Raw genomic sequence first — 24,955 nt, forward strand, 5'->3', positions numbered from 1 at the left:
CGCTTGAGAACCCAGGAGAACACCATGAGCAAATCGCTACTGAACTTGTCCCCGGTCATCCCCGTCGTCGTCATCGACCACGTCGAGGACGCCGTGCCGGTCGCCCAGGCGCTGGTCGCGGGCGGAATACCGATCATCGAACTGACCCTGCGTACGCCGGTGGCACTGTCGGCGATCGAGCGGATCGCCGGCGAGGTGCCTGAGATCTACGTCGGCGCAGGCACCATCGTGGACGCCGACCAAGCCAAACGCGCCGCCGAAGCCGGCGCCCAGTTCCTGGTCTCCCCGGGCAGCACACCCACGCTGCTGTCGGCGATGACCGACACCGGACTCCCACACCTGCCCGGCGTGTCCACGGTCTCCGAGGTCCTGACGGCGATGGAGTCCGGCTACACCGAACTCAAGTTCTTCCCCGCCGAGTTCGCCGGCGGCGTCGACTACCTGAAGGCGATTCGTGGTCCGATCCCCGACGCCCGGTTCTGTCCCACGGGCGGCATCACCCCCGCACTCGCCCCCCGCTACCTCGAACTGCCCAACGTCGGTTGCGTGGGCGGCTCCTGGATCACGCCCAAAGACGCTGTCACAAGCAAGAACTGGGCGCGCATATCGGAGCTGGCCGCTGCGGCCGTGGCATAGGACAGTTCACAGGCCGGTGGGCACCCTGCTGCTGGGCTGGCTCGAAGCCGTTAGCACCTGTGCCCCAACGAGTTTTGTGAGCGGCACCGTCTGGGAGCGTCGTCCCGGACCAGCACACTGTCGCGCTGGCTTGAGATAGTCCGTCGGTTGTTCGCTCGACGCGAGTCGGTGGGTTGCTTCGGTATTATCTGCAGGTCAAGGGGGCCATGCCGAGCAGAGAGCCGAGCGCAATGCCCAAGCGTCTAGTCGTATGCTGTGACGGAACCTGGAACACTTTCGGTCAGAAGAACCCGACCAATGTGGTCAAGATCGGCAAAGCGGTGAGAGTCGGTGTCCGCGACGGTGTCGAACAGCCGAAGCCGCTCTACGTCGCCGGTGTCGGTACCAAGTGGTGGGAAAAGATCGGCGGTGGCGCAGCGGGATTCGGCCTATCCAAGAACCTCAAGGAGGGGTACCAAGACATCGTTGGCGTGTTCGAGCCGGGTGATGAGATCTTCCTGTTCGGGTTCAGTCGGGGCGCTTACACCGCGCGAAGCCTTGCGGGTTTCATCCGTAACTGTGGAATCCTCAAGCGAGAGCATCGGAATCGACTTGAAGAGGGCTTCGCCCTCTACCGGGACCGGACGGACGAGACCAAGCCTGATGCGCAGAAGTCGATCGAGTTTCGTGCGAAGTACTCGCACGAGAGCGGTATCCGGTTCATCGGCGTGTGGGACACGGTCGGGTCACTCGGGATTCCGATCAAAGGCCGTCTGGCGGATAAAGTCAATCAGCGCTGGGCATTTCACGACGTCAAGCTGAGCAACAGTGTCGAAGCCGCCTACCACGCTCTCGCCATCGACGAGAAACGCGGTCCATTCGAACCGACCCTGTGGAAACCAATGCCCGGCCGGAAGGAGACCCAATCTCTCGAGCAGGTGTGGTTCTCCGGAGTCCACTGCAACGTCGGCGGTGGTTACGCGTCGAGTGAACTCAGCGACATTCCGCTGATCTGGATGATGCAGCAGGCGCGGAATCATGGACTCGTTCTCGCCGACGATCCTGACGAGACGTTGCCGGCTTCCGGGTCGAGAGCGACGCCGCTGGTGATTGCCGACGTTGTCGCGGGCTACCTCGCAAAGACGAACGCCTTCGCCAAACTCGACGAATCGCGGAAAGGTTTGTACAAACTCCTCGATCTGGTCCATCGACCATTGGGAGCCACCGACGTGGCGAGCGAGCATGCGGCGTCGAGCGCAATCCGGCGCCTTGAGATCGACCCCACCTACCGGCCGACGAAGCTCGTCGAATACCGAGACCGCAAGGGCGCCGTGCGGGCCGTCGACTATCGCCCCAAAGAGGACTGATCGACCCGGAGGGTCGTCGCCGGCATTGCTGGCTCATCCACTGCTCTGCGTCGATGGTGAACCCGGCGTCGCGGAGTCGGTCGTACGCGTCGCCCATGGCCACCGCCCGTCGTCGGCACACCCGCCCGCTTGGGATTCGTATTCGTGCACCGGTTCCTCATCCGGCTCGGGAAGCACAGTCACACCACCCGACCCGCAGAAAGGGTCGAAGGTCCCACCACCGGATGCCAAGAAGGCCGATCCCAACCGGTGCTCGCCGCAATAGAGTTGCAGGTAGCGGCGCTGCACAGGATGCCGCACGGCTTGGCGAGGAGGCGGCTGACCATGTCGACGGTGTTGATGACGGGATTCCCCGGCTTTCTGGGATCGGCGCTGCTGCCGCGGGTGCTCGCCCGACGGCCCGGGTCGACGATGCTGTGCGTGGTCCAGGATCGTCACCTCGCCACCGCGCGCGACCGGCTCGCCGGGATCGAGAAGGCTCACCCCGACGTCGCCGGGCGCACGGAACTCGTCGTGGGCGACATCACCGTGCCCGACCTCGGCCTCGGCTCGAATGCCGCGACAGACATCGACGAGGTGTGGCATCTCGCCGCCGTGTACGACCTGGCGGTACCGCTCGAAATCGCCCAGAAGGTGAACGTCGAGGGCACCGCGAACGTCATCGCTTTCTGCCGGTCGCTCAGCGGTCTGCGCCGACTGCAGTACGTCAGTACCTGCTATGTCAGCGGCCGCTACGACGGGGAGTTCGGCGAGGACGACCTCGACGTCGGCCAGGAGTTCTACAACCACTACGAATCCACCAAGTTCGAGGCGGAGAAACTGGTCCGCGCCGCGATGGCGGACGGATTGCCGGCAACGATCTACCGTCCTGGCATCGTCGTCGGCGACTCGACCACTGGTGAGACGCAGAAATACGACGGACCGTACTTCGTCGCGGAGTTCCTGCGCCGCCAGCGGCTACCCATTGCGGTGCTGCCGTCCGTCGACGCGACGGTGCGGACCTCGCTCGTGCCGCGCGACTTCGTGATCGAGGCGATGGACGAGTTGTCGGTGCACGAGTCCACCCTCGGCCATACCTACGCGCTCACCGACCCCGACCCGCCGACCGGGCTCGAGGTCGCGGAGATCTTCGCGCACCACCTCGGCAAGCGACTGGTCTTCGTCCCGGTGCCGCTGGGTGTCGTGCGGAGCGCCCTCGGCAATGTCCCAGGCATGCAGTGGGCGCTCGGCATGCCCGCCGAGACGATCGACTACTTCTCCACCCGGACGACATACTCCGCGAAGAACACCGTCGCCGAACTCGAGGGAACCGGCGTCGAATGCCCACGGTTCGCCGACTACGCCGACCGGCTGCTCGACTTCATGATCGCGCACCCCGACATCGGCTCGGCCGCCATGGTCTGACGTCATCGCCACCCTCACAGGATCGAAAGAACATGGTCGCCACCACCTCTGGACTCATCGCCAACGTCAGCCTCGCGTCGTCGCACTACGACTACGACGTGACCGAGACGTTCCTGCACCACACCTTCCGCATCGTCCGGCAGGGCACCGACGGCAACCTCGCCGACGCCGAGGCGTTGGCCCGGTCGTGGCAGGAGCGCGGCGCCACCGTGGTCGCGGTGACCGGAATCCGGGAGGCGCGTGCGGCGGGCCTCTACGACGGTGACCTCGCCGCCGTCAAGAAGGTCAAGCGCGCGGTGACCGATGCGCGCGTGACTGACGGTCACCGGCTGCGGGATGTCCTGCAGGAGTGGGCTATTCGACACGTCCAGTCCGAGATGCCCGGGTTCTTCGACAATGCCCGCGTCGCGGTGCTCGGTGGGGTCAACCACGACCGCACGGTGCGTATCCTGCGCGAGTTCACCGACAACATGACCATCGCCGACCCGCTGCTGCGCTTCGACATCCCGGCTCGGCTTGACGCGTTCCCCGCCCTGTCGATGACCGCGGACGTCGGGATGATGCCGTTGCAGCTGCTGCCTGATCAGATCAAGTCCCACATCGGGATTCCCCAGTTCGTTCACAACCGCCTGATGGCGCGCTCCGCCGCCCGGGAAGCCGATGTCGTGGTGGCCACCTATGAGGAGCTGACCGGCTTCGGCCTCGAGGATCTCGCCGGCAAGACCCTGGTGACGTCATCGATCGACGAGGAACGGCTCGCCGAACTTGCCTCGCGCGGTGTGGACATGGTGATCGACGCGACGCCGCAGCCGTTCGCGGTCACCGTCAACGCCGGCGTCCTCGAGGCGCTGATGATCGCCTCGGTTCCCGAGTCTGCCGTGCTCACGAACGACGATCTGCTCGAGATGATCACGTCTGCCGGCATCGAGCCCCGGATTCTGTTTCCGAACGGCCCGAAACGCAAGAGCCGGTTCGCGTTCGTCATCCACCCGCTCTCGCAGGAGTTCTTCAAGAAGGTGCAGCCGCTGCGGACGATCACCGACGTGACGCCCGCCGTGGTGACCGACACGATCGAGAAGATGCTCGCCTACGCGCCGCCGTTCGTCTACAGCCACATCACGGGGATCGTCTCCCCGACCGGGGCCGAGGCCGAGGGCTGGCTGATCAGCGTCGGCGGCACGCCGAAGGAACTCATGGCGCACAGTCCCGAGTTCACCTACGCGCGGTTGCTCGCGGCCGCGGAAACGGCGAAGAAGCTCGGCGCGCAGATCATGGGTCTCGGTGCGTTCACCAAGGTCGTCGGGGACGCCGGCGTCACCGTCGCGATGAAGGCGCCGCTGCCGATCACCACCGGAAACAGCTACAGCGCCTCGGGTGCGTTGTGGGCCGCCCACGACGCGCTCGACCGCCTCGACCTCGCCGAACGCGACGACGAAGGACGGATGCAGGGTAAGGCGATGGTCGTCGGCGCGACCGGATCCATCGGGTCGGTGTGCGCGCGCCTGCTGGCGCTGGCCTCCGACGAACTCTGGCTCGTCTCACCGGAATCGGCGAAGCTGCTCGAGCTCAAGAGCGATATCGAGCACGACCACCCGCGCGCCAAGATCCACGTCGCCGCGACACCGGACGCGCAACTGCCCGATATGGACCTGATCGTCACCGCGACCTCCGGAGCGGGCAAGCGTGTGCTCGACATCATGGCGGTCAAACCGGGCTGCATCATCACCGACGTCGCCCGGCCCCTGGACCTGCCGCCCGAGGACGTCGCCAAACGCCCCGACGTACTCGTCATCGAATCGGGCGAGATCGAACTGCCCGGCAAGGACGTGCACCTCGGTGACATCGGGCTGCCACCCCACGTGGCGTATGCGTGCCTCGCCGAAACCGTCGCGCTCGCGCTCGAGGGCCGCTACGAGACCTTCACCGTCGGCCGGAACATCAGCTGGGAGAAGGTCAAGGAGATCTACCAGATCGGGCTCAAGCATGGCATGAAGCTGGCGGCGATCTCCGGCGTCAACGGGGTGTTCACCGACGAGGACATCGCGCGGGTCCGGGAGTTGGCGCTCGAGCGGCGGGCGGCCCTCGACTGAATCGCAGCCGAGCGATCCCGTCACCGACCCGGATCGGTGGTGGCATCGTCGTGCCGGGAATAGCCTCGTTGCAGATCCCGTTGAGCGTCATATAGCTCAAAATTGAGCTACCGAGAGGAGTTCGCCATGCCCGCCGTGACCGCCGACACCTTGACCCTGCCCCGAGTGCGCGCCGCAGCGCCCGAGGACACCGAACGCCCGGTGAAATCGGTGACCACCGGCCCCCGCGGCTTCGAGGGCGAGGGCTTCCCGGTGGTGCGGGCGTTTGCCGGGGTCTCCACCGCCGACCTCGACCCCTTCGTCCACATGGACCAGATGGGTGAGGTCGACTACCCGCCCGGGGAGCCGAAGGGCACTCCCTGGCATCCGCACCGCGGGTTCGAGACGGTCACCTACATCATCGACGGCCGCTTCCAGCACCAGGACTCCACCGGCGGCGGCGGACTCATCGAGAACGGTGCCACCCAGTGGATGACCGCGGGTGCCGGAATCCTGCACATCGAGACGCCGCCGGCCGAGCTCGTCGAGTCCGGCGGGCTCTTCCACGGCATCCAGCTCTGGGTGAACCTGCCCGCCGCCGACAAGTTCCTGGCACCGAAGTACCAGAATCTCGAAGGCGGGCAGGCTGGTCTGGTGACCACCGACGACGGTGGTGCGCTGATCCGCATCGTCGCCGGCGACATCGACGGTCACACCGGGCCGGGCTCCACGCACACGCCGATCACCTTTGCCCACACCACCGTCGCGCCCGGCGCACGGATGTCCATCCCGTGGCGCCAGGACTTCAACGCGCTCGTCTACGTGTTGTCGGGCCGCGGCACGGTCGGCGCCGAACAGCGGCCCATCCGGCAGGGGCAGCTCGCCGTCTTCGGTTCCGGTGACCGGATCACCGTGACCGCCGATTCCGGACAGGACTCCAACCGCCCGGCGCTGGAATTGCTCGTCTTGGGTGGCCGGCCGATCCGTGAACCGGTGGTGCAGTACGGGCCGTTCGTGATGAACACCCGACAGCAACTCGTCGAGGCGATCGAGGACTACCAGGCCGGTCGCCTCGGTGTCATCCCGCCGGATGCGCTGATGCCACACACCGTCCGCTGATCGTGCCCACCGATCCCCGGATGGCGGCGTGGCGTCCGTTCGTCGAGACGACCGCGCGACTGCAGACCCTGCTCGACGCCGAGTTGCGTGCGGCGGTGGGAATGTCGATGTCCGACTACAACATTCTGCTGATCCTGCACGAGGCGAGCGGGAATCGTCTGCGGATGCGTGACCTCGCCGACCACATGATCTTCTCGACGTCGCGGCTGTCGTATCAGATCGACACGATGGCCCGGAAAGGCTGGCTGTGCCGCGAACGGGCGCCCGAAGACCGACGCGGCAACTACGCCGTGCTGACCGACGCAGGCCGTGAGGCCTTCGCGGCGGCGGCCCGCATCCACGCCGACAGCGTGCAGCGACACTTCCTCGACGCCATTTCGGCCGATGACGGAAAAGCGCTACGTCACATCATGATCCGTTTGTCCGAGCACCTGGATGCGTGATCGCGACGGTACATCCGACCCGAGCGGGACCACACCGTGGCCGAAGCCCGTAAGGACTCGACGAGGACACGGTTCGTGAGGCCGATGACGAATGCGGCGACCGACGAACCTCGACAGCGCCCGAGGGCAGTGGGACCATTGAGGGACGCCCATGGAGGTCGCGATGCGCAAGGAACCATTCGGTCCACGCCACATCGACACACCGGACGGCACCAGGATAGCCGTCTGGAATGCAGGTGCGGGACCACCCCTGTTACTGGTGCACGGGTCCATGTCCGACCATCACCGCTGGCGGATCACCGAGTACCTCGCAAAGCACCGCACGGTGTACCTGATGGACCGGCGCGGACATGGCGGCAGTACGGACGGCCCCGACTGGTCCCCGGATCGTGAGGTCGACGACGTCGTCGCGGTGACCGACGCCCTGGCCAAACACGCGGCCGGCCCGGTCGATGTGCTCGGTCACTCGCTCGGCGGCTACCTGGCGCTGCGCGCCGCCGCCCACACACCGAACGTGCGCAAGCTGGTGCTCTACGAACCGGCGATCGTCGAGTCGCCGCAGCCGGCGAAGTTGGTGGCCCGGATGCAGTCGGCCGTCGACGCGGGCCGCTATGAGGACACCGTGGAACTGATGCTGCGCGAGGTCCTGCACATGCCGGAGAAGGAGATCACCGCGCTGAAGGCGCAGCCGAGCTGGACGGCGCGGGTGGCCACCGCCCCGACGTTGCCACGGGAGGAGAGTGTTGCCCTGGTCCTGGCGCCGGGAGAGGCGGCGGCCGTGCGAGCACCGACGCTGCTGATCCGCGGCGGCGACAGCCCGATGTTCCTGCAACAGGCGATCGACCGGGCCGCCGGGTCGATCCCCAACTCGCATGTGGTGACCCTCGAGGGTCAGCAACACATCGCCGATCAGACCGATCCCGAGACGTTTGCGGCCGTGGTCCTCGAATTCCTGGTCGGACCGCGATGAGCCGGGGCATCGGACAGATGCCCCGGCTCACCGTAGAGGGAATCGTTATTCAGTTGTGGCGCTCCTCCTTTCAGCTGAGCAATGATGCGTAGACCAGGTAGTTGTCCTGGGTGGCCCGACCGTCGACGACGAAGCAGGTGACCAGGATCAGCCGACCGGGCACCGCGCGCCAGACCTCGTCGTAGTGGTCAAGGTTGTGCTTGTCGTAGGTCGCGGTGGCGTCGACCCGGTAGACCCGGGTCCCGGCGGTCGTGTCCAACCGGATCTGCGCTCCCGGCTGCACCCGGTGTAGGGGACTGAACACTCCGTCACCGTTGTGGATCGCGTGTCCGGCCAGATAGACGGTGTCCTCCGAACCGGGCGCGCCGCGTTCGGTCCACCACCAGGCGTCCTTCTCGGTCGGCGGGTCGATCTCGTCCCCGCTCCCGACGATGGGCTTCACTGCCGCGTCGATCTGCACCGACGGCACCCGCACGTGGATCGGATCGCCGATCGCCGCAGTCCGCTCGGAAGACGGTTGGGTCGAGCCGGACAGGATCTGGGCAGGCTTCACCGACGACCCGTCGCTCCGGCCGCACCCGGTGAGCAGCAGCAGCACTCCGGCCGCGGCGAGCAGGATCGCGAGCGCTGTGGCAATTCCGCGTGACTTCATGGCTTCTCCCGACGATGACCGGTCGTTCACTTGATGGGCCGACGGAACACCGCGACCGCCGTACCGCCGGCGATGATCAGGCCGATCCCGCCGCCGACCAGACCGGCGCCGGCGACCGACTGCTCGTCCCCGGTGTCGAAGGTGGGACGATCCGACGACACGGGCTCGGGATCCTCGGTCTCCGGAAGAGGCGTCGTCGTCTGATCGCAGGTGTCGTCGGCCTCGCACGGCGGGCAGATGCCCGTACCCTCCTCGACGTCACACAGCACGACCGGGCAGTCGGGGTCTTCCTCCGGGTCGCACGGTGGGGTCGGGCAGTCGGGATCCACCTCCGGATCGCACGGTGGGGTCGGGCAGGTGTTGGTGACCTCGCACGGGTCCACGGGCGGTTCGTCGTCGTCGGTGCCCAAGTCGCCCGGACCGCCGTGACCGGGGTCCACCGGGTCGGCGGGCGGAGGTAGGAAGTCATCGGGATTCGCCGGATCGGGATCGGGCGGCGGCGGCAGGATGTCCCCGGGGTCCGCCGGCGGCGGGGTGACGGTGCCGACGCTGAGGCCCGGCTCGAATTGCCGGGCGGGACTCTCGGCGAGAGCGATACCGGCGCCGGGGCCGATGAGTGCGGCGGCGACGGCGGTTCCCAGAAGGATGTTTCGTGCGGTGTGGATGGCGATGTTCATGGCTGGCTCCTGTGGTCCTGTTGGCCGAGCTGTTTCGGCCTTCAGAGGTAGGAGTCAGCCGCACCCGGAGGTGCAACAACTTCTGTGAAAGAAATCGAGAAAAGCGCGAAGTCGCAGGTCAAGGCCGCCCGAAGGTGGTCAGTTGACTCGCGGTGGCGTCGGGGATGTGATCGGAGCGCACGCCGGCAGACAGCTGCGGAGTCCCGGATCGAACGGCGGCACCCGAGGATCGGGTAGGACGGGATCAGGCAGGACGGGGTCGGGCAGGACGGGATCGGGCGGCGCGGGATCGGGCACCTGCGGTGGCGACACCGGTGGCGTCGGCTCCTCGGGCACGGGTTCGGAGATCACCGGCTCCTCGGGCACGGGCTGCTCGGAGACAGGTTCCTCGGGCGACACCGGGTCCCCCACCGTCGGTGGCGTTCCCGGAACGACGAGTTCGGGTGTCGTCGCGATGCCGGGTGGCTCGATCAGCGGGGGCGCGGTGGTCGTCGACGAACTCGACGGGGTGGACAGCGTCGTCGACGCATCATCGACGACGGGTTCAGGTAACGGGTCGCTGCCGCCGACGGTGAGGGCTGCCGCCGCCAGCACTCCACCCGCCACCACCAGCGCCACAATCGCCGCGGTCGCCCACATCCACCAGCGGTGCCCCGCACGCTCGGCGGTCGGGTAATCCCAGGCCGCCCGCCCGCCGATCACCGTCGGCGAGGCGTCGGCGTGTTCGGGCTGCGGCTCGCCGCCCGCGGTGACCGGTTGCGGAACCATCGTGGCGGCCCGGGCGTCCCCGGCGTGCTGGGAGTACGCGACCAGCACCGGCTCGGCGTCGCTGAGCACGCGGTCGCGCAGCACGATCGGTGCCGCGATCAGCGGGAGCGCCACCAGAATCGCCGCGGGCGTGAACCGCCTGCGTCGTTCCCCTGTGCACACCGCGCAGCTGTCGACATGCTTGGCGATGCGTTTGCGCCACAACGGTGTGAAGACACCATCCCAGTGGCCGAGCAACTCGGTGAGCTCGTCGCAACCCTCGCCACCCGCACGGGCAACCAGCAACGTACCGAGGCTGCGTTCCAATGCTTTTCGGCTACGCGACGTCAACGCCGTCACGTGGGAGGGTTTCACCCCGAGGACCGCGGAGATCTCCGCGTTGTCCAGGTCGTGACGCAGACTGAGCTCGACGATCTCGCGGTCCTTCGGCGAGAGCCCATCGAGCGCAGAGCGCACCAACTCCTGCACCTCCCGACGATGGAGATCGTCGTCGGGGTCGTCACCGGCGGCCTGGTCGTGCCAGTCCTCGAACGCCGTCTCCCGCTTGTCCCCGCGCAGCATCCGCAGGCATTCCGAACGGACGATCGCGTACAGCCACGGACGCAGCCGTGACGGGTCGCGCAGCTGATCGATGCGGGCGACGGCCACCAGGAAACTGTCGTGGGTGACGTCGGCGGCCCGCTCGCGACTGCGCACCATCGAATACGCGAAGGTATGCAGCGCGGGCCCGTAGCGGTCGTAGGCGGTGGCGAGGGCATCCATGTCGCCGCCGCGCAGCGCCGCAACGATCACATGGTCCGGCGGGTGGTTGCCACCGGTGTCGAGTGGTGCGGACATCGCGGTCTCCTGGGACTCGTATCCGTGCAGGTCATGGTAGTCGGCATCCGCATACCGGCCAACGACGGCGCACGCCATCGCCGCCCGCTATCGGGGTGCTCACCTACCGGAGTCACGAGAACGGCTGGATGCAACAACTTTTCGGCAGAGAGTTCGGCTGCCGTGCGAAAACGAGCGGGTCATCTACTCGATCGACGCGTCCGCACGGTTCCCGAGAGTCCGAGGCCGTCGATGTGATCGGACGCCGAGCGATGATCGACGAATGCCACGCACCAGCTTGTTCGACCTGATGCAGCGACGCGCCCTGTTGCCGAGCGGCTTCGAGCGCGTGCTCACCGGTCGCGGCCGCGACATCACGGCCTCACAATTGTGGTCACCAGTGCGTCGTCGGGGATGGGTCGAGTAGCCGCGCGTGCGCTCGCATCGCGCGGTGCTCACGTCATCGGGGTGGCTCGCCGCGGGAGTGAATTGCGTTGGCTGGCACAGGACGTATCAGCGCACGATGCAGCTGAACTACTCCACCGCTGTGACCTGATTCGGAAACCGTCACAAGAGGAGATCGTACACCGCGTTGAGAATGTTACGAATGAACTCTGCGATCACAATCAACATGGGAACCTCCCTTCGGCTCGCGGTTGATCGTGTCTTTTGAGTCTAGGGCATGTCTCCCAATTCCCTTTGCGGGTCTTGGCGGCTCGTTGGCCCTCTGGCGGCGTTGTCGTCGGTCACGATAGCTGCCGCTATCGCTCCCTCCTCCGCCTTGCCAGAGAACCAACGACTCCGCCAATACCTTGCAGAAGAATTGGGAGACACGCCCTAGTGGCGTGGCTCGGAAATAGGTGACTGGTCTCCTGCGTCCGATAGGCGGCTGGCTGCGTTGCCGTCGGTCAGAATGCGCCGCTATCGCCAACTTTTCGGCGCCGGGGGGAAGAAGCCGCGAGTCATCTACTCGATCGACAACGCCTGCAGGGGACATACGCTGACCGCGCGGCCGGCATGTGCCCGATCCCCCGGGGCGATGACCGGCTCGCGGGTACCGTCGAGCGGCACCGGATAGCCCCATTGATCGCGGGTCACGGTATGGGGGAGAAGCTCGGCGCACAGGCCACGGCCGTCGCAGCGGGTCCAGTCGACGTGCAGGTGCGGTGCGGTGCGGGTGGTCATCAGCGGTGTCCTCTTCCTCGTGCGATACACCGGCCGCGGGCGTGGGCGTCGACGTCGCGGGCGAACACCCGCAGCGCCGAGCGGACCATCCGCGCGGTCCCGTCTGGATGGCTGCACGCTCCGCGTTGGTCGATCGTCGCGGCCAGCCGGGCCACCGTGTTTGCGCGGGCCGGACCACCGATGACCAGCAGATCGTGGGTGGCGTCGGCGAGGGCGGGCAACCCGAACATGCACGGGCCGCACTGTCCGGCGCTTTCGCCGGCGAGGTGATCGACGATCCCCGCAGTGACCGCGAGCCCGCATTCGTTGCGCCGCAGATAACGGATGATGCCGGCGCCCGGTGCGGCACCGACGGTGCCCAGCGACGCCTGCGACAGCGCCAACGACCCGATCCGGCCCGGATGAACCCAGGTGCCGTGGAAGCCACCGACGAGAACACCGGACACCACGTCGGGCGGCAGGTCCTCCACCATCGACAGGATCGTGGCGAGTGGGGTTCCCAGCGGAGTCTCGACGACGCCGTGGATGCCCGTTGCGCCGCTGAGGGTGACGATCATCGTGCCCGGCTCGTCCGGGGTCCCCGCCGATCTGAACCAGTCCGACCCGAAGCGGGCGATCGTTGCGAGATGGGCCAGGGTTTCCACGTTCTGCACGACCGTCGGCCGGCCACGCAGTCCCGAGACCGCTAGTGGTTGGCGCCGGTCGCGGGGAATCCCGACGCCGCCGTCGAGGCGATCGACCACGGCGGATGCCTCACCGTCGACGAAGCGGTCGCCGCTGCCGACGACGGTCACCTCGGTCTTATCCCATCCGGTGGCGACGCGGTGGCCGACGATCGCTTCCAGGCGTTCGACGAGGGCGGGTGGTGTGTACAGGTAGCAGGTGGTGGCACCGACCGCCCGCGCGGCGGCGGTGAGTCCGTCGAGGACGAGATGGGGAGACCCGGTGAGCAGCGCGATGTCCTTGCGGCTCAGGGGCTCTCCCTCGGCGCCGTTGGCGACGGCGACCGGCCGACGACGTCGGGTCGCCGCCTCGCGGGTGACCGCGAGTTTGCGTCCGACCGGAAACGCCGCTCCGCCACGGCCGGTCAGTCCCGCGGCGGTCGCCACGTCGATGAGGGAGCCGTCGGTGACCGGCAGCGGGCCGTAGATCTCGTGATGGCGGGCGAGGTCGTCGCCGGCGCCGGTCAGGAGCCGATGTCGCGTCGAGGTCATGATCGAGGGTGGTGGGGGAGGGGCGATGCGTTCGGTGCTGGTCATCGAGGGATCGCCTTTCCGACGGGTTGCATGCGTGTCTGCTGGTATTCGGCGAAATCCGTGCGGAGCCGAACCGTCACCGCTGCGCCGACGACGAGTGCGCACACGGCGCACACCGTGATCATCCACAGCTGCCCGACGTCGGTGCCGCTGCCCAGCGTGTGGACGAACGCCAGTGGCCAGAGCGCATAGGTGGCCCAATGCAGGGCTCGGAACGTGTTGGGGCCCAGACGGTTGCGTAGCAGGCTCGACACGATGACCACGATGAGCAGGTCGAGCGCCAGGGTGCCCAGACCGACCCACAGCCCGCGATACGCCGATCCGAACGGCAGGATCGCGTCGATCAGATTCACCTGCGCGTACGGGTCGATGATCATCGTGCCGACGTGGAGTGCCACGAGCAGCGTCGAGGTCAGCGCGGCGAACTGGTGCACCGACTGCACCGCGAACCTCGGCAGCCCGAACAGGGTGCGACCGGATCGGGTGGCGATGCCGAGCGCCACCGTGATCGTCAGCAAGAGCAGGGCGGTGATCCCGGTGCCGCGTCCCAGCGCCCACAATGCCTCGTTGATCATGCCGCGGCCTCGCTTTCGTTCGGCCAGCCGCCCAGGGTCACGACCGTGCGGTCGCGCCCGACGAGACGGGCGGGTAGACCGGTCTCGGCCAGCCACCGATGTCCCGCCGCACCTTTCACGATGCATCCGGTGGTCACGATGTTCGCCTCGACGCAGCGGGCCGCGACCGCGGTGACGGTGCGCCAGTGCGCGGGCGCCGGGCGGCCGGTGGCGGGATCGATGATGTGATGGTGTTCGGCTCCCGAGCGGTCCCGCCACCGCCGGTGCAGGGTGCTCGAGGTGGCGATCGCGCCCTCGCCCAGGATCGCGATCTGGGTCGCCGGTTCCCCGGGCCCGTCGTCGACGAGGATCTGCCAGCCGCCGTCGGGGGTGACGCCGCGGGCACTGATATCGCCACCCAGGTTCACCAGGACCCCGCATCCGAGGGCGTCGGCGACGGTGTCGGCGGCGCGATCGGCGGCGAAGGCCTTGGCGGTGGCACCGAGGTCGAGCAGGACGCCCTCGGGAACGGTGAGCATGTCACCGTGGCGGCGGATCATCCCCGCGTGTGCTCGTCGCGCGACGAAGCTGGGGCGGCCGACGGGGGAGGTGGTTGTGCCCGTGCGGAGGGCGTCGATGTCGCGGTCGTATCCCAGTAGCACGAGATGGTGTCCGACGGCGGGGTCGACCGCACCGCCGGAGAGCCGGGCTGCGTCGAGTGCGGTGTCGACCAGCGCGGCGAGGGTCGGGGAGATCCGTGTGGGTCGCCCGGCCCGGATCGACGGCGAATACAGTTCGGCGTCGTCACGAAACCGGCTGCATGCCCGGTCGACGTCGGCGAGCACCCGTTCGACGAGGATCTTCGCGGCGCCGGCATCGCCGGGCCGGGTGACGGTGACGGCGGCGTCCATACCCCAGACCCGCCAGGTGACGGTGGTGGTGTCGCTGGTGTGGGAGGGATGCGTGGTGTCGGAGGGCTGCGTGGTGTCGGAAGGCTGCGTGACGTCGCGAGGATTGGCGGTCATCATCAGCTCCCGCTGCTTTGACCGTGTGAGGAACCGAAGCCGGGCGAAACGGCCGGCGCCTGGTTATTCCACCCCTGAAAGGTGCCGCCCGAGTCGTCCGATGACGACTCGCCGTATTCCGCGGACCCGTCGGAACCCGTGGTGGTCACCGAGCCACCCGTCGTGCTGTGGTGTGTGTCGGCGTATGCGAGCGCCGACGTCGTGCCGACCACGGCAATCGCGCCGATGCCCAGGGCAACCGTCGCACCCTGCATGCGTCGGAACCCGGCGGTGCGTGTGTCCATGCTGTCTACCTTCGGTCGATCGTCGGAGTGTTCTCCGACTCGACTTCCAGCATCCGCAGCATGACTGTGAGATCGCTGAAGCCCAGCTACGAATCAGCCCTTGACGACAGCAGATCGGCGTGGGTGGCTCACCAGAGGAAGTTGTGCACCGCGCTGAGAATGTTGAAGACGAACTCTCCGATCAGTATCAACATGGGGCACCTCCCTTCGGCCATCGGGTCGATCCTGTCGTATGAGTGTAGTCCCGATCACAGGGCACGGCGACGTGATTAACCCGTTCAATCGACCCGCACAACGCACCTGTCGGGCTTGGAAGTGCTTGTGCAGCAGTATTTTCCGAACATAGGTCAAACGAACGAACGCGGCACCGCGCCGGGCCGTCGGCACATGCCGAACGGACCGCGGCCGCAGTGCCGCGTCTGATCGAGCTCGAGGTCAAGCGATGCCGTCCGGCCATCCACGCCGACGTCCGGGCGGAGAGGGGTTACTCGCTTGACAAATCGGACCGCTGGAGACCGGACTCACCAGAGGAAGCCCGCAACTGCGCCGAGAATTCCCTGGACCAACTGGGCAATAGCGTAAAACATGTGCAACCTCCCTCCGACGTGGTCGTGAGCCGATGTCGGGTGTCGCCACCCGCCCCATCGGGTCTCGCGATTGGGTTTTGGGGCGGCCGCCGTAACGGATCACGAGACCACCCGGTTAGGACATCGCCGCGTGTCAGACCCGCGTTACACGTCGCCGAGACTTTTTCGAGATCGGATCCCACCCAATCTCTTGAACTTGAAGGCGGATTCAAGTACGTTCGTGACAATTGATCCGCGACAGAGGGACGTGCTGATGCAGCTCGAGGGCAAAGTGGCCATCGTGACCGGAGGCGCCGGCGGTATCGGCGCCGCGCTCGCCACCGCACTCACGGAGAATGGTGCGCGGGTCGTCCTCACCGACATCGACAACACCTCCCTCGGGGCGATCGCCGCGCAGATCGAGACCACGTCCCCCGGAGCGGTCGCGTCGATCGCCGGCGACGCGTCCTCGGTCGATCACATCGAGGCCACCATCGACCTTGCCGAATCCCGGTTCGGGCCGGTCGATATGTACTTCGCCAACGCCGGCATCATGGGCGCGCCCTACCTGGCCCCCGACGATGCCTGGGCGACGACCATCGACGTCAACCTCATGGCCCACGTCCGCGCGGCCCGACGACTCGTTCCCGAGTGGATCGAGCGCGGCGGCGGCTACTTCGTCTCCACCGCGTCGGCCGCCGGGCTCCTCACCCAGATCGGATCGGCCACCTACTCGGTCACCAAGCACGCGGCCGTCGGCTTCGCCGAGTGGCTCAATGTCACCTACGGCGACCAGGGCGTGCGGGTGAGCTGCCTGTGCCCGATGGGTGTCGACACCAAACTCCTGCGGCCCGACGCGAGTCCTCACGAGGACGCGATGATCATGCAGCGTGCCGTCGAGACCGCCGGGAAGGTCCTGACCCCCGACGAGGTCGCCGAGATCGTGATGGCCGCCGTCGACGACGAGCGGTTCCTCATCCTCCCGCATCCGGAGGTGCTGGACATGTACCGGCAGAAGGGCGCCGACTATGACCGCTGGCTGCACGGTATGCGTCGCTATCAACGCAGCCTCACCGACTCCGCGTCGTGAGACGCGAAAGCACCCTTGACCGCAGACAGAAGGAGACACAGATGGATCTGCTCAACCCGTCCGCACGCAGCGAGTCCTATCGCGCCCGGCTGCTCGAGTTCATGGACGCCCACGTCTACCCGAACGAGGCGGTCTACGACCAGCAGATGCGGGAGTCGGCGGACCCGCACGCGACCCCGCCGATCCTGATCGAACTCAAGGCGAAGGCCAAGGAGGCGGGCCTGTGGAATCTCTTCCACCCGCACCCCGAGTGGGGTCCGGGCCTGTCGAACCTCGAATACGCCCCGCTCGCCGAGATCATGGGTCGCGTCGTATGGGCGTCGGAGGTGTTCAACTGCAACGCCCCCGACACCGGCAACATGGAGGTGCTCACCCTCTTCGGCACCGACGAGCACAAGGAGCGCTACCTCAAGCCGCTTCTCAACGGTGAGATCGCCTCGGCGTTCGCGATGACCGAACCCGCCGTCGCCAGCTCCGATGCCACCAACGTCGAACTGTCCATGGTCAAAGACGGTGACGAATACGTCCTGAACGGGCGCAAATGGTTCGCGTCCAACGCGGTCCGCCCGGACTGCAAGGTGCTCATCGTGATGGGCAAGACCGATCCGAGCGCCCCCACCCACCGACAGCAGTCGATGATGGTGGTCGCACCCGACGCCCCCGGCCTGACCATCGTGCGCAACCTGCCGGTGTTCGGTTACGTCGACCGCGAGAGCCACGGCGAGCTGATCTTCGACAACGTGCGGGTTCCCGCGAAGGACGTGCTCTCCGGCGAAGGCGAGGGATTCGCCATCGCGCAGGCCCGTCTCGGGCCCGGCCGCATCCACCACTGCATGCGCACCATCGGTATGGCCGAGCGCGCACTGGAACTCATGTGTGCCCGCGCGACGCAGCGGGTCACCTTCGGTCAGCCGCTCGCCGACCGCGCGAACATCCAGGACTGGATCGCCGAGGCACGCATCGACATCGAGATGGTGCGCCTGCTCACGCTCAAGGCCGCCGCCATGATGGACACCGTCGGCAACAAGGCCGCCGCCACCGAGATCGCCGCCATCAAGGTCGCCGCGCCCAACATCGCGCTGAAGATCATCGACCGGGCGATCCAGGTGCACGGCGGCGGCGGTGTCACCGACGACTTCCCGCTCGCGATGGCGTACGCGCACATTCGCACGCTGCGGCTGGCCGACGGTCCCGACGAAGTGCACAAGCGGGCCATCGCGCGTCGTGAGCTGCGGCCGTACCGCAGCGGCGCCGTGCCGGAGACCGTCGCCGGCGTCTCGGATCAGGCGCTCGTGTCCCGATGAACGACACGGCAGCGGCGTCGGGAGTGGTCCTCCCGGACACCGACATGTCGGCGCTGCGGGTGTGGCTGGGCGCGGTGGGCATCGAGCCGCGCGGCGAGATCACCGGTGCCCGTATCGGGTTCGGTCAGTCCAACCTGACCTACGTCATGTCCGACGAGGCGGGGGCGCGGTGGGTGCTGCGCCGCCCGCCCGTCGGACACCTGCTGGCCTCCGCCCACGACGTCGCCCGCGAGGCCCGCATCCTGTCGGCGCTTGCCGACACCGACGTCCCGGTGCCACGCATCTATGGGGTGTGTCGCGACGACACGGTGAGTCCGGTGCCGATCGTCGCGATGGAGTACGTCGACGGCACGGTGCTGTCGGACCGTCGGGCCGCGGAGCCCCTTCCGCTCGAGACCCGGCACGCGGTCGGCATCTGGATGACCGACACCCTCGCGCGCATCCACACCGTCGATCTCGACGCCGTCGGGTTGTCGGACCTCGCCAGCCACAAGCCGTACGCGCCGCGTCAGCTCAAGCGGTGGAGCACGCAGTGGGAGCAGTCCAAGACCCGCGAGATCCCCGAACTCGACGCGCTGACCAGGCGTCTGGCGGCCACCATGCCCGAACAGCATGAGACGACGCTGGTGCACGGAGACTTCCACCTGCGCAACGTCATGATCGATCCCGCGTCGGGGGCGGTCACCGCGGCGCTGGACTGGGAACTGTCCACGCTCGGTGATCCGCTCGCCGACATCGGCTCCACGCTCGCCTACTGGCCGGAGCCGACCGACGCGGTGCTGCTCGGCGAGCCGGTGGAGGTCATGGACGGCTTCTGTGATCGTGGCGAGCTGGCGCGGGCCTATCTGCAACGCACCGGGCGCGACCCGCAGGCATTGAAGTACTGGCATGCGCTGGGACTGTGGAAGGTGGCGATCATCGCCGAGGGCGTGTTGCGCCGCGCCCGGGACAATCCCGCCAATCGTGCCGCCGCCGGCGTCCCGACCCCGGCACATGTCGACGATTTCGTCGCACGTGCGGTCGCGGTCGCCGACGACGCGGGACTATAGGACGATGCCCCGCGAATCCGTCGACTCGACCAAGACGCCCGTCACCGCGCGCGGCGAACGCACCCGCGCCGCGCTGGTGGCGGCCGCCCGGACGGTGTTCGAGCGTGATGGATTCACCGATTCCCGGCTCACCGACATCACCGCGGAGGCCGGCTGCGCGACCGGGTCGTTCTACACCTACTTCGACAGCAAGGAGGAGATCCTCGACGCGGTGCTCGCCGCGGCGCAGGAGGACATGCTGCATCCGGGGCTGCCACATGTGGAAGCCGAGTTCTCCGACGACCCGGCCGCGGTGATCGAGGCCTCCAACCGGGCCTACTTCGAGGCCTATCGGCGTAACGCCCAACTGATGCTGGTGCGCGAACAGGTCGCCGGCATCAGCCCCGAGTTCCGCGAGATCCGGCGTCGACGGGGCCAGGTCTTCGTCGAACGCAACGCGCGCCGGATCCGCGAGCTGCAGGAACGCGGGCTGGCCGACCCCGACCTCGATCCGCTCGGGGCTGCCGCCGCATTGTCGGGGATGGTGTCGCGGATGGCCTACAGCGCTTTCGCCCTCGGCGACGACGTCGACATCGACGACTTGGTGTTCACCGCCACCCGACTCTGGGTCAACGGCATCGGGTTGCGCCGACCGGCCTGACGCCGGCACGCGGTGTGTCCCGTTGCCGGGTTCACTCATTCCCGGGCTTGTCGTTCACTCGGTCTGTCATTCACTGTGTGTAACCGTGCCGCGAAGTCTTTCGGCACCCGAATCCGGCTGCCAGAATTCGGTGCATGGCCACCGGGAATCCCCCACCGGTGCGGTCACCGCACGGTGGTGGCGAAAGCTCGTCGACTCTGAAGTGGACGAGTCGATACCTCTGGTGGCTGGCCCTGTTCATCGGCGTCGGTGCCTATATCGCGATGACCGAGGTCGACCGGATCATCGGTCGTAGCACCACGACTGGGGACCACGCGACGATTCGCGGAGTCGTCGGCCCCTCCGCGCTCGCCAACATCGACGGATGGTCGGCCTGGCGGGACGGGCCCGAGGCGATCTCGCAGATCCACGGCATCGTCGCTGCATTGATCGTCGCTCTTGCGGTGTGTGAGTTCGTGTTCGTCGTCTGCATCACCTATCTGCTCGCCCGGATAATCGTGACGGCGACATCGTCACCGGACCAGGCCGGCTACAGCCGCATCGCGGCCGGTTCGGTGGGAGTGTTCGCCGCCGCCGCACTCCTCGAGATCCTGCTGCTCGTCATCGCCTCCCGATTCGTCGCCCACGACGACACCGCGCACGGCTTGCACGTCGCGATCGCCGTCGTCGCGACATGCAAGTGGTTGGCCGTGGTCGCGGTGATACTCGCTGTCGCGCGGAACGACTTCTTCCGGCGTGTGGTTGTGCGCTCGGTCAAGAAGCAGGCCGAGTGCGTGTGGATTCAGCGGTTGTCGGTTGTCGTCGTCGTCCTGCTCGCGGTGATGAGCCTGCTCCCGGCCTCGGGAGCGCTCGACCAGATCCCCGATGCCCAACGACGTTGGCTGGGCACCGATTTCCGGTGGTCGTCGGCGCTGGTGATCCTGGTCGCCTACGGTGTCATCGCGGCCGGACTGTTCTTCATCGGGTCCTGGCGCGCCAACCTCGTCGGGATCAGGGTCAAGGACCACGGCATCCGCAACCGGTCTCCGGCGATGCTGTGGTTGTGGCTCATCGCCCCGACCGGTGTGCTCGTCGCCGCGATCGCGCTGCGCTGGCGGCACGGAGATCTCGTGGATGCCAACGTGGTGGCCTTCTTCGTGTTGTTCTTCGCCACGATAGCGGTCACCTCGGCCCTGATCCGGCTCGTCGAGCTGACGGGCCAGGAGGGTGCTGGACACCACGGCGTCATCGCTGCGGTCATCTCGGTCCCGATCCGGCTCGTCGAACTGTCGCTCGATGGTGATGTTCCACGGCGCCGCGTCATCAGCGCCATCGGCGTGGCGGTGTGGGGCGTGGCGCTGTCGGTGACGGCGATCGTGGTTGCGTGGTCGGGCGCCGAGCCGCGGTGGCGGGTCCTCGTGATGGTGATCCCGACGGTCATCGTGATCGCCGGGCCGGTCTACACGTTCTTCGCGATGCGGCACGAGGTCCGGGTGCAGGCCCGCGCGCGTGCCACCACGATCACCGGGAGCGATGTGCAGATCGTCGGAAACATCTGTGTCATCTTGTTTCTCGGGTTCGGCGCCCTCGGACTGATCCGAGCTTTCGCCGGACCGATCGCGCTCGACGCGGCCGTCGGGGGTGAGGCGGTGGCACCCCAGCGTGCGCAGGTGGCGTTCGGCGTCGCGGTGGTGTTCCTGATGGGTGTCTCCGCGCTCGCGGCGATCGCGTTGCGTCTGGACCCGTTCGCGGCCGGCTCCGACCGCGAGCCGTCGCACGCCATGATCCGTTTGGCACGGCGACTGCAACGAGCGCTCGCCGACGACGGTGCCCGACGCAAACTGCTCGTGGTTCTCGGCGTGCTCGTCGTCATCCCACTCGCGGCCTACGCCATCGCGCCGAGCGGAACCGCGAGCGCGTTCGGCATCATGGGCACCGTCACATTCGTCATCGGGGTGTGGCCGCTGTTGCTCGGTGTCATTATCGTCGGAATCCAATACCGAAGGCCACCAGAGATCTTCGCGGTCCTGTCGATGGAGGCCGCGCCGATCCTGTCGTTGGCGCTGGTGTTGATGGTCGTCGTCACCCTCACCGGGGGCGATCCCGATCTCCACCGGATCCACGCGCGCGACTATCAGGCCATGGCCGCTGGGGACACCCGCGCGGACCTCGATGCCGCGTTCACCGCGTGGGTCAACACCAACACCGACTGCGCCTACCAGATCGGGGCCGACGGGCAATCCGTTTCGGCGCGGCCCCTGGTTCTCGTCGCCGCGAGTGGTGGCGGCATCCGTGCCGCGGTGTGGACCGCGAACTCCATGGCGACGATGATGCGCAGCGCCGACGGCCCGGCGGGCAACGGGATCTGTGGCAGCGCAGCCAATTTCCTGTCCAGCGGAGTCAGTGGTGGCTCGGTCGGACTTGCCCTGGCCCGCGCCGAGACGGCCGACTCGGGCGATCCCTCCGACCCGAGCGGCGTCGCGAAGGCCGCCGACGAGATCCGGTCGGCGGCCACCACCCTCACCGATCCGCAGGCGCTGGCCGCCGGGCTGTCGTCGACGGTCGTCGGGGACACCGTGGCCAGCGCCACCGGGCTGCGCGCCCAGCGCCACGACGGTGCTCTCACCTGGAATGACCGGGCCGCGTTGATCGAAGACGGTTGGGAACACCAGATTCCCGCGCTGCGGGAGGACTACCAGTGGAGCCGGACCGGCGCTCCCACCGGAGCGCTGGTCTTCAACTCCACGTCGACCGGCGTGCACTGCCGGATGCTGATCAGCCAGCTGCGGCTCGGCGTGACGGCCCCGCAGACTCTGGGTGAGGACACCGACATCTCCGACTGTGTCACCGCAACCGGACAGCCCGCCATCTCAGTCGATTTCGCGGACGTGTTCCACGGCTGCGTGCCGACGATGTCGTGGGCGACCGCCGCGATGCTGTCGGCACGGTTCCCCTATGTCACGCCGTCGGGCCGGATCTTCGCGCCCGCCACCCAGCACACTGCGAACCCGGAGTGCCACGACAATTCGTGGCAGCTCATCGACGGGGGCTACGCCGACTCCACCGGCCTGGGCACCGTCGCCGACATCGCACCGGAGCTGGCGCAGATCATCGCGCGGCACAATGCTTCGGCGGGCGGCGACGTGCCCTACGTGATCCCGTATGTCGTCTATCTCGACGACGAGCCGCAGGTCGCCCGCCCGGTCGGGGCGCCCGGGGCGACCCCGGAGGCTCTGGTGCCGGTGGTCGGGCGCGCCGCGCAGAAAGCACTGGCCGGTAAGGAGAGCTGGGTGCAGCGCATCACCAACGCGTTCGACGAGGTGTGCGTGAATGCCGTCGCCGGCTCGTGTGAGGCCACCCGGGCCGCCCTGCGGTCACGGATGGACCGGACCGACGGTGAGACCACCTACGACGGGTCGGTCATCACCGTGGCACCCCGGCTGGTCCCGTCGGTCGAGGTGCCGCTCGGGTGGACGCTCTCGAGGCGCACCGTCGAGGCCCTGCGCCGGGCCGCCGGCACCGACCTGTGCACCACCGGCGATCCCGACCGCAGCCTCGGATTCGACACCCTCGCGGCCCTCGTCTGCCACCGATGAGTCGGCCCCGCGCACAGACGATCAGTGGGCGACGGTCCGCAACACCTCCCGGTCGATCGCCCGCTTGAGGATCTTGCCGGTGGCACCCTTCGGCAAGGCGTCCACGAACGCAACGATGCGCGGTACCTTGTAGGCACTCAAGCGCTCCTTGGCCCACTCCCGCAACGCATCCGGATCGATCTCCGCGCCGGATCGCGGCGCGATGACCGCCGCGATCTCCTCACCGTAGTGTTCGTCGGGAACACCCACCACCGCGGCCTCCACGATGTCGGGATGCTCGTAGAGCACCTCCTCGACCTCCCGTGGATAGACGTTGTAGCCGCCGCGGATGATGAGATCCTTCACCCGGTCGACGATGCGCACATTTCCCGCCACATCCATCGAGCCGAGGTCACCGGTCTTGAACCAGCCGTCGACGAGTTCGGCCGCCGTCGCGTCGGGCCGATTCCAATAGCCCTTCATCACCGTCGGGCCCTTGATGAAGATCTCGCCGACGACATCGGTCGCGACGACGCCACCATCAGGGTCACGGACCTCGACCTGCGTACCGGGCAGGGCCGGACCGACCGTGCCGACGACCGGAACGCCGTTCATGTCGTGGAAGGTTGCCGCACCGGCCGTCTCGGTCAGCCCGTAGCCCTCGAGGATCTTGCAGCCGAATTTCGTCTCGAACGCGCGGATCACCTCGGCCGGCAGCGCCGCACCACCCGAACCGGCCAGCCGCAGCGCGGTGAAGTCCTCCGGCGAGTACCCGTCGGCCACCTGCAGCATCGCGTTCCACATCGTCGGCACCCCACACGCGATGGTGATCTGTTCGTCGCGCAGCATATCGAGAAACGCGGTGGGGGAGAACGGACTCAGCAACGACAGACTGCACCCCTGCGACAACGCCGAGTTCATCACGATGGCCTGCCCGAACACGTGGAACAGCGGTAGCGCGGTGGCCCACCGGTCATCCGGCGTCACCTGCATCAGCTGCCGGAACGCGACCGGGCAGGCGTTGATGTTGGCCACCGTCAACTCCGCGCCCTTGGGTCTCCCCGTGGTGCCCGAGGTGTACAGGATCACCGAGATGGCGTCGTCGGCGCGGTCGACATAGGCCGGGATCGGCGCGTGATCGTCGGGCGTCTCGTGGAAGGGACGGATCTCGACGAAGGGCAGATCGGCGGATTGCGCACTGCGACGCGGATTCTCCGCGCACTCGTGCCAGGCGACGACCAGGGTCGTCCCGGAATCGTCGATCACGTAGTCGATCTCCGGCGACGTCGACATCACATTCATGGTGATGGTCGTCGCGCCGATCGTCTGCAGGGCGTAGTAGGCGATGACGAACTCGGCGACCGACGGGGCGATCAGGAGCACACGATCACCCTCGATCACGCCGCGCTCGGCAAACCCGGTGGCCGAATGGGCAATTCGGTCGCGAAGTTCGCCATAGGAGAGTTGCCGTCCGGCACTGCGGACGGCGACACGTTCCGGGGATTGTTCTGCGGTGGACCAGATCCCCGCGACAGTGTTGGCCATGGA

23 protein-coding genes are annotated in these 24,955 nt (G+C 67.5%); 14 read left to right on the plus strand and 9 right to left on the minus strand.

The genetic code is table 11. From position 1 onward, the window contains the following. Positions 1-24: 24 nt before the first annotated feature. The 7 genes from GORHZ_RS16835 to GORHZ_RS16865 all read left to right on the plus strand — a co-directional run bounded on the left by GORHZ_RS16835 (position 25) and on the right by GORHZ_RS16865 (position 7,987). Positions 25-636, plus strand: coding sequence for a bifunctional 4-hydroxy-2-oxoglutarate aldolase/2-dehydro-3-deoxy-phosphogluconate aldolase (locus tag GORHZ_RS16835; RefSeq protein WP_006334944.1), 612 nt, complete (start codon positions 25-27; stop codon positions 634-636). Between the two features lie 230 nt (positions 637-866). Further along, the gene (locus GORHZ_RS16840; protein ID WP_006334946.1) at positions 867-1,982 is read left to right on the plus strand and encodes a T6SS phospholipase effector Tle1-like catalytic domain-containing protein; all 1,116 of its coding nucleotides are present in this window, start codon (positions 867-869) and stop codon (positions 1,980-1,982) included. A 324-nt stretch (positions 1,983-2,306) separates the two neighbouring features. Continuing rightward, positions 2,307-3,386: an SDR family oxidoreductase gene (locus GORHZ_RS16845; protein ID WP_006334947.1), complete on the plus strand. Its 1,080-nt coding sequence runs from the start codon at positions 2,307-2,309 to the stop codon at positions 3,384-3,386. Positions 3,387-3,418: 32 nt separating this feature from the next. Beyond that, the gene (locus GORHZ_RS16850; protein WP_006334949.1) at positions 3,419-5,476 is read left to right on the plus strand and encodes a DUF8754 domain-containing protein; all 2,058 of its coding nucleotides are present in this window, start codon (positions 3,419-3,421) and stop codon (positions 5,474-5,476) included. A gap of 126 nt (positions 5,477-5,602) precedes the next feature. Beyond that, the gene (locus tag GORHZ_RS16855) at positions 5,603-6,574 is read left to right on the plus strand and encodes a pirin family protein (protein WP_006334956.1); all 972 of its coding nucleotides are present in this window, start codon (positions 5,603-5,605) and stop codon (positions 6,572-6,574) included. A 2-nt stretch (positions 6,575-6,576) separates the two neighbouring features. Continuing rightward, positions 6,577-7,017: a MarR family winged helix-turn-helix transcriptional regulator gene (locus GORHZ_RS16860; protein WP_006334958.1), complete on the plus strand. Its 441-nt coding sequence runs from the start codon at positions 6,577-6,579 to the stop codon at positions 7,015-7,017. A gap of 163 nt (positions 7,018-7,180) precedes the next feature. Further along, a complete protein-coding gene (locus tag GORHZ_RS16865) occupies positions 7,181-7,987 on the plus strand; it encodes an alpha/beta fold hydrolase (protein WP_006334960.1) in 807 nt (268 codons plus the stop codon). Between the two features lie 70 nt (positions 7,988-8,057). Here GORHZ_RS16865 and GORHZ_RS16870 read toward each other — a convergent pair whose 3' ends face one another. The 3 genes from GORHZ_RS16870 to GORHZ_RS29545 form a co-directional block, all read right to left on the minus strand. Beyond that, entirely contained in the window at positions 8,058-8,639 is a 582-nt protein-coding gene (locus tag GORHZ_RS16870; protein ID WP_006334962.1) for a class F sortase, read from the minus strand. A gap of 26 nt (positions 8,640-8,665) precedes the next feature. After that, positions 8,666-9,316 (minus strand): hypothetical protein, encoded by a 651-nt coding sequence (locus tag GORHZ_RS16875; RefSeq protein WP_006334964.1) that lies wholly within the window; start codon positions 9,314-9,316, stop codon positions 8,666-8,668. A gap of 138 nt (positions 9,317-9,454) precedes the next feature. After that, positions 9,455-10,921: an RNA polymerase sigma factor gene (locus GORHZ_RS29545; RefSeq protein WP_169330679.1), complete on the minus strand. Its 1,467-nt coding sequence runs from the start codon at positions 10,919-10,921 to the stop codon at positions 9,455-9,457. A 262-nt stretch (positions 10,922-11,183) separates the two neighbouring features. Between GORHZ_RS29545 and GORHZ_RS31720 the strand changes: the two genes are divergently transcribed. Both GORHZ_RS31720 and GORHZ_RS30140 read left to right on the plus strand, forming a co-directional pair. After that, complete coding sequence (locus GORHZ_RS31720; protein ID WP_245551448.1) at positions 11,184-11,327, plus strand: hypothetical protein; 144 nt, start codon at positions 11,184-11,186, stop codon at positions 11,325-11,327. Then, the gene (locus tag GORHZ_RS30140) at positions 11,315-11,560 is read left to right on the plus strand and encodes an SDR family oxidoreductase (RefSeq protein ID WP_245551449.1); all 246 of its coding nucleotides are present in this window, start codon (positions 11,315-11,317) and stop codon (positions 11,558-11,560) included. The genes GORHZ_RS31720 and GORHZ_RS30140 overlap by 13 nt, the downstream gene beginning before the upstream one ends. Before the next feature lie 306 nt (positions 11,561-11,866). Here the strand turns inward: GORHZ_RS30140 and GORHZ_RS16885 are convergent, their stop codons facing one another. Genes GORHZ_RS16885 through GORHZ_RS16905 form a run of 5 tightly spaced genes read right to left on the minus strand, consistent with a single transcriptional unit; the run spans position 11,867 to position 15,204 of the window. After that, entirely contained in the window at positions 11,867-12,085 is a 219-nt protein-coding gene (locus tag GORHZ_RS16885; protein ID WP_006334973.1) for a ferredoxin, read from the minus strand. Beyond that, positions 12,085-13,344 carry an NADH-ubiquinone oxidoreductase-F iron-sulfur binding region domain-containing protein gene (locus tag GORHZ_RS16890; RefSeq protein WP_006334974.1) on the minus strand — a complete coding sequence of 420 codons (1,260 nt, stop codon included), beginning with the start codon at positions 13,342-13,344 and terminating at the stop codon, positions 12,085-12,087. Before GORHZ_RS16890 ends, GORHZ_RS16885 begins: the two co-directional genes overlap by 1 nt. After that, positions 13,341-13,916 (minus strand): ferric reductase-like transmembrane domain-containing protein, encoded by a 576-nt coding sequence (locus GORHZ_RS16895; RefSeq protein WP_006334980.1) that lies wholly within the window; start codon positions 13,914-13,916, stop codon positions 13,341-13,343. Before GORHZ_RS16895 ends, GORHZ_RS16890 begins: the two co-directional genes overlap by 4 nt. Further along, complete coding sequence (locus GORHZ_RS16900) at positions 13,913-14,920, minus strand: FAD:protein FMN transferase (RefSeq protein ID WP_083877334.1); 1,008 nt, start codon at positions 14,918-14,920, stop codon at positions 13,913-13,915. Before GORHZ_RS16900 ends, GORHZ_RS16895 begins: the two co-directional genes overlap by 4 nt. A 2-nt stretch (positions 14,921-14,922) precedes the next feature. Then, complete coding sequence (locus GORHZ_RS16905) at positions 14,923-15,204, minus strand: hypothetical protein (RefSeq protein WP_006334983.1); 282 nt, start codon at positions 15,202-15,204, stop codon at positions 14,923-14,925. An 840-nt stretch (positions 15,205-16,044) separates the two neighbouring features. On the opposite strand from GORHZ_RS16905, the gene GORHZ_RS16910 reads away from it, so the two are divergent. The 5 genes from GORHZ_RS16910 to GORHZ_RS16930 all read left to right on the plus strand — a co-directional run bounded on the left by GORHZ_RS16910 (position 16,045) and on the right by GORHZ_RS16930 (position 23,428). Beyond that, positions 16,045-16,860: an SDR family oxidoreductase gene (locus tag GORHZ_RS16910; RefSeq protein WP_040532346.1), complete on the plus strand. Its 816-nt coding sequence runs from the start codon at positions 16,045-16,047 to the stop codon at positions 16,858-16,860. Positions 16,861-16,901: 41 nt separating this feature from the next. Then, the gene (locus tag GORHZ_RS16915) at positions 16,902-18,164 is read left to right on the plus strand and encodes an acyl-CoA dehydrogenase family protein (RefSeq protein WP_006334986.1); all 1,263 of its coding nucleotides are present in this window, start codon (positions 16,902-16,904) and stop codon (positions 18,162-18,164) included. Then, positions 18,161-19,213, plus strand: coding sequence for a phosphotransferase family protein (locus GORHZ_RS16920; protein WP_006334987.1), 1,053 nt, complete (start codon positions 18,161-18,163; stop codon positions 19,211-19,213). Before GORHZ_RS16915 ends, GORHZ_RS16920 begins: the two co-directional genes overlap by 4 nt. Before the next feature lie 4 nt (positions 19,214-19,217). Then, a complete protein-coding gene (locus GORHZ_RS16925) occupies positions 19,218-19,853 on the plus strand; it encodes a TetR/AcrR family transcriptional regulator (RefSeq protein WP_006334988.1) in 636 nt (211 codons plus the stop codon). A 134-nt stretch (positions 19,854-19,987) separates the two neighbouring features. Continuing rightward, positions 19,988-23,428, plus strand: coding sequence for a hypothetical protein (locus tag GORHZ_RS16930; RefSeq protein ID WP_006334994.1), 3,441 nt, complete (start codon positions 19,988-19,990; stop codon positions 23,426-23,428). Positions 23,429-23,449: 21 nt separating this feature from the next. Here the strand turns inward: GORHZ_RS16930 and GORHZ_RS16935 are convergent, their stop codons facing one another. Then, positions 23,450-24,952, minus strand: coding sequence for an AMP-binding protein (locus GORHZ_RS16935; RefSeq protein ID WP_006334996.1), 1,503 nt, complete (start codon positions 24,950-24,952; stop codon positions 23,450-23,452). Between the last annotated feature and the right edge of the window lie 3 nt (positions 24,953-24,955).

Origin of the sequence: Gordonia rhizosphera NBRC 16068, from assembly GCF_000298195.1 — a bacterium.
Classification (GTDB): domain Bacteria; phylum Actinomycetota; class Actinomycetes; order Mycobacteriales; family Mycobacteriaceae; genus Gordonia; species Gordonia rhizosphera.

Excerpts from the sequence above, each read along its gene's own strand:
- GORHZ_RS16835 (WP_006334944.1), top strand. The coding sequence starts at position 25 with ATGAGCAAATCGCTACTGAACTTGTCCCCGGTCATCCCCGTCGTCGTC.
- GORHZ_RS16840 (WP_006334946.1), top strand. The coding sequence starts at position 867 with ATGCCCAAGCGTCTAGTCGTATGCTGTGACGGAACCTGGAACACTTTC.
- GORHZ_RS16845 (WP_006334947.1), top strand. The coding sequence starts at position 2,307 with ATGTCGACGGTGTTGATGACGGGATTCCCCGGCTTTCTGGGATCGGCG.
- GORHZ_RS16850 (WP_006334949.1), top strand. The coding sequence starts at position 3,419 with ATGGTCGCCACCACCTCTGGACTCATCGCCAACGTCAGCCTCGCGTCG.
- GORHZ_RS16855 (WP_006334956.1), top strand. The coding sequence starts at position 5,603 with ATGCCCGCCGTGACCGCCGACACCTTGACCCTGCCCCGAGTGCGCGCC.
- GORHZ_RS16865 (WP_006334960.1), top strand. The coding sequence starts at position 7,181 with ATGCGCAAGGAACCATTCGGTCCACGCCACATCGACACACCGGACGGC.
- GORHZ_RS16870 (WP_006334962.1), bottom strand. The coding sequence starts at position 8,639 with ATGAAGTCACGCGGAATTGCCACAGCGCTCGCGATCCTGCTCGCCGCG.
- GORHZ_RS16875 (WP_006334964.1), bottom strand. The coding sequence starts at position 9,316 with ATGAACATCGCCATCCACACCGCACGAAACATCCTTCTGGGAACCGCC.
- GORHZ_RS29545 (WP_169330679.1), bottom strand. The coding sequence starts at position 10,921 with ATGTCCGCACCACTCGACACCGGTGGCAACCACCCGCCGGACCATGTG.
- GORHZ_RS31720 (WP_245551448.1), top strand. The coding sequence starts at position 11,184 with ATGCCACGCACCAGCTTGTTCGACCTGATGCAGCGACGCGCCCTGTTG.
- GORHZ_RS30140 (WP_245551449.1), top strand. The coding sequence starts at position 11,315 with ATGGGTCGAGTAGCCGCGCGTGCGCTCGCATCGCGCGGTGCTCACGTC.
- GORHZ_RS16885 (WP_006334973.1), bottom strand. The coding sequence starts at position 12,085 with ATGACCACCCGCACCGCACCGCACCTGCACGTCGACTGGACCCGCTGC.
- GORHZ_RS16890 (WP_006334974.1), bottom strand. The coding sequence starts at position 13,344 with ATGACCAGCACCGAACGCATCGCCCCTCCCCCACCACCCTCGATCATG.
- GORHZ_RS16895 (WP_006334980.1), bottom strand. The coding sequence starts at position 13,916 with ATGATCAACGAGGCATTGTGGGCGCTGGGACGCGGCACCGGGATCACC.
- GORHZ_RS16900 (WP_083877334.1), bottom strand. The coding sequence starts at position 14,920 with ATGACCGCCAATCCTCGCGACGTCACGCAGCCTTCCGACACCACGCAG.
- GORHZ_RS16905 (WP_006334983.1), bottom strand. The coding sequence starts at position 15,204 with ATGGACACACGCACCGCCGGGTTCCGACGCATGCAGGGTGCGACGGTT.
- GORHZ_RS16910 (WP_040532346.1), top strand. The coding sequence starts at position 16,045 with ATGCAGCTCGAGGGCAAAGTGGCCATCGTGACCGGAGGCGCCGGCGGT.
- GORHZ_RS16915 (WP_006334986.1), top strand. The coding sequence starts at position 16,902 with ATGGATCTGCTCAACCCGTCCGCACGCAGCGAGTCCTATCGCGCCCGG.
- GORHZ_RS16920 (WP_006334987.1), top strand. The coding sequence starts at position 18,161 with ATGAACGACACGGCAGCGGCGTCGGGAGTGGTCCTCCCGGACACCGAC.
- GORHZ_RS16925 (WP_006334988.1), top strand. The coding sequence starts at position 19,218 with ATGCCCCGCGAATCCGTCGACTCGACCAAGACGCCCGTCACCGCGCGC.
- GORHZ_RS16930 (WP_006334994.1), top strand. The coding sequence starts at position 19,988 with ATGGCCACCGGGAATCCCCCACCGGTGCGGTCACCGCACGGTGGTGGC.
- GORHZ_RS16935 (WP_006334996.1), bottom strand. The coding sequence starts at position 24,952 with ATGGCCAACACTGTCGCGGGGATCTGGTCCACCGCAGAACAATCCCCG.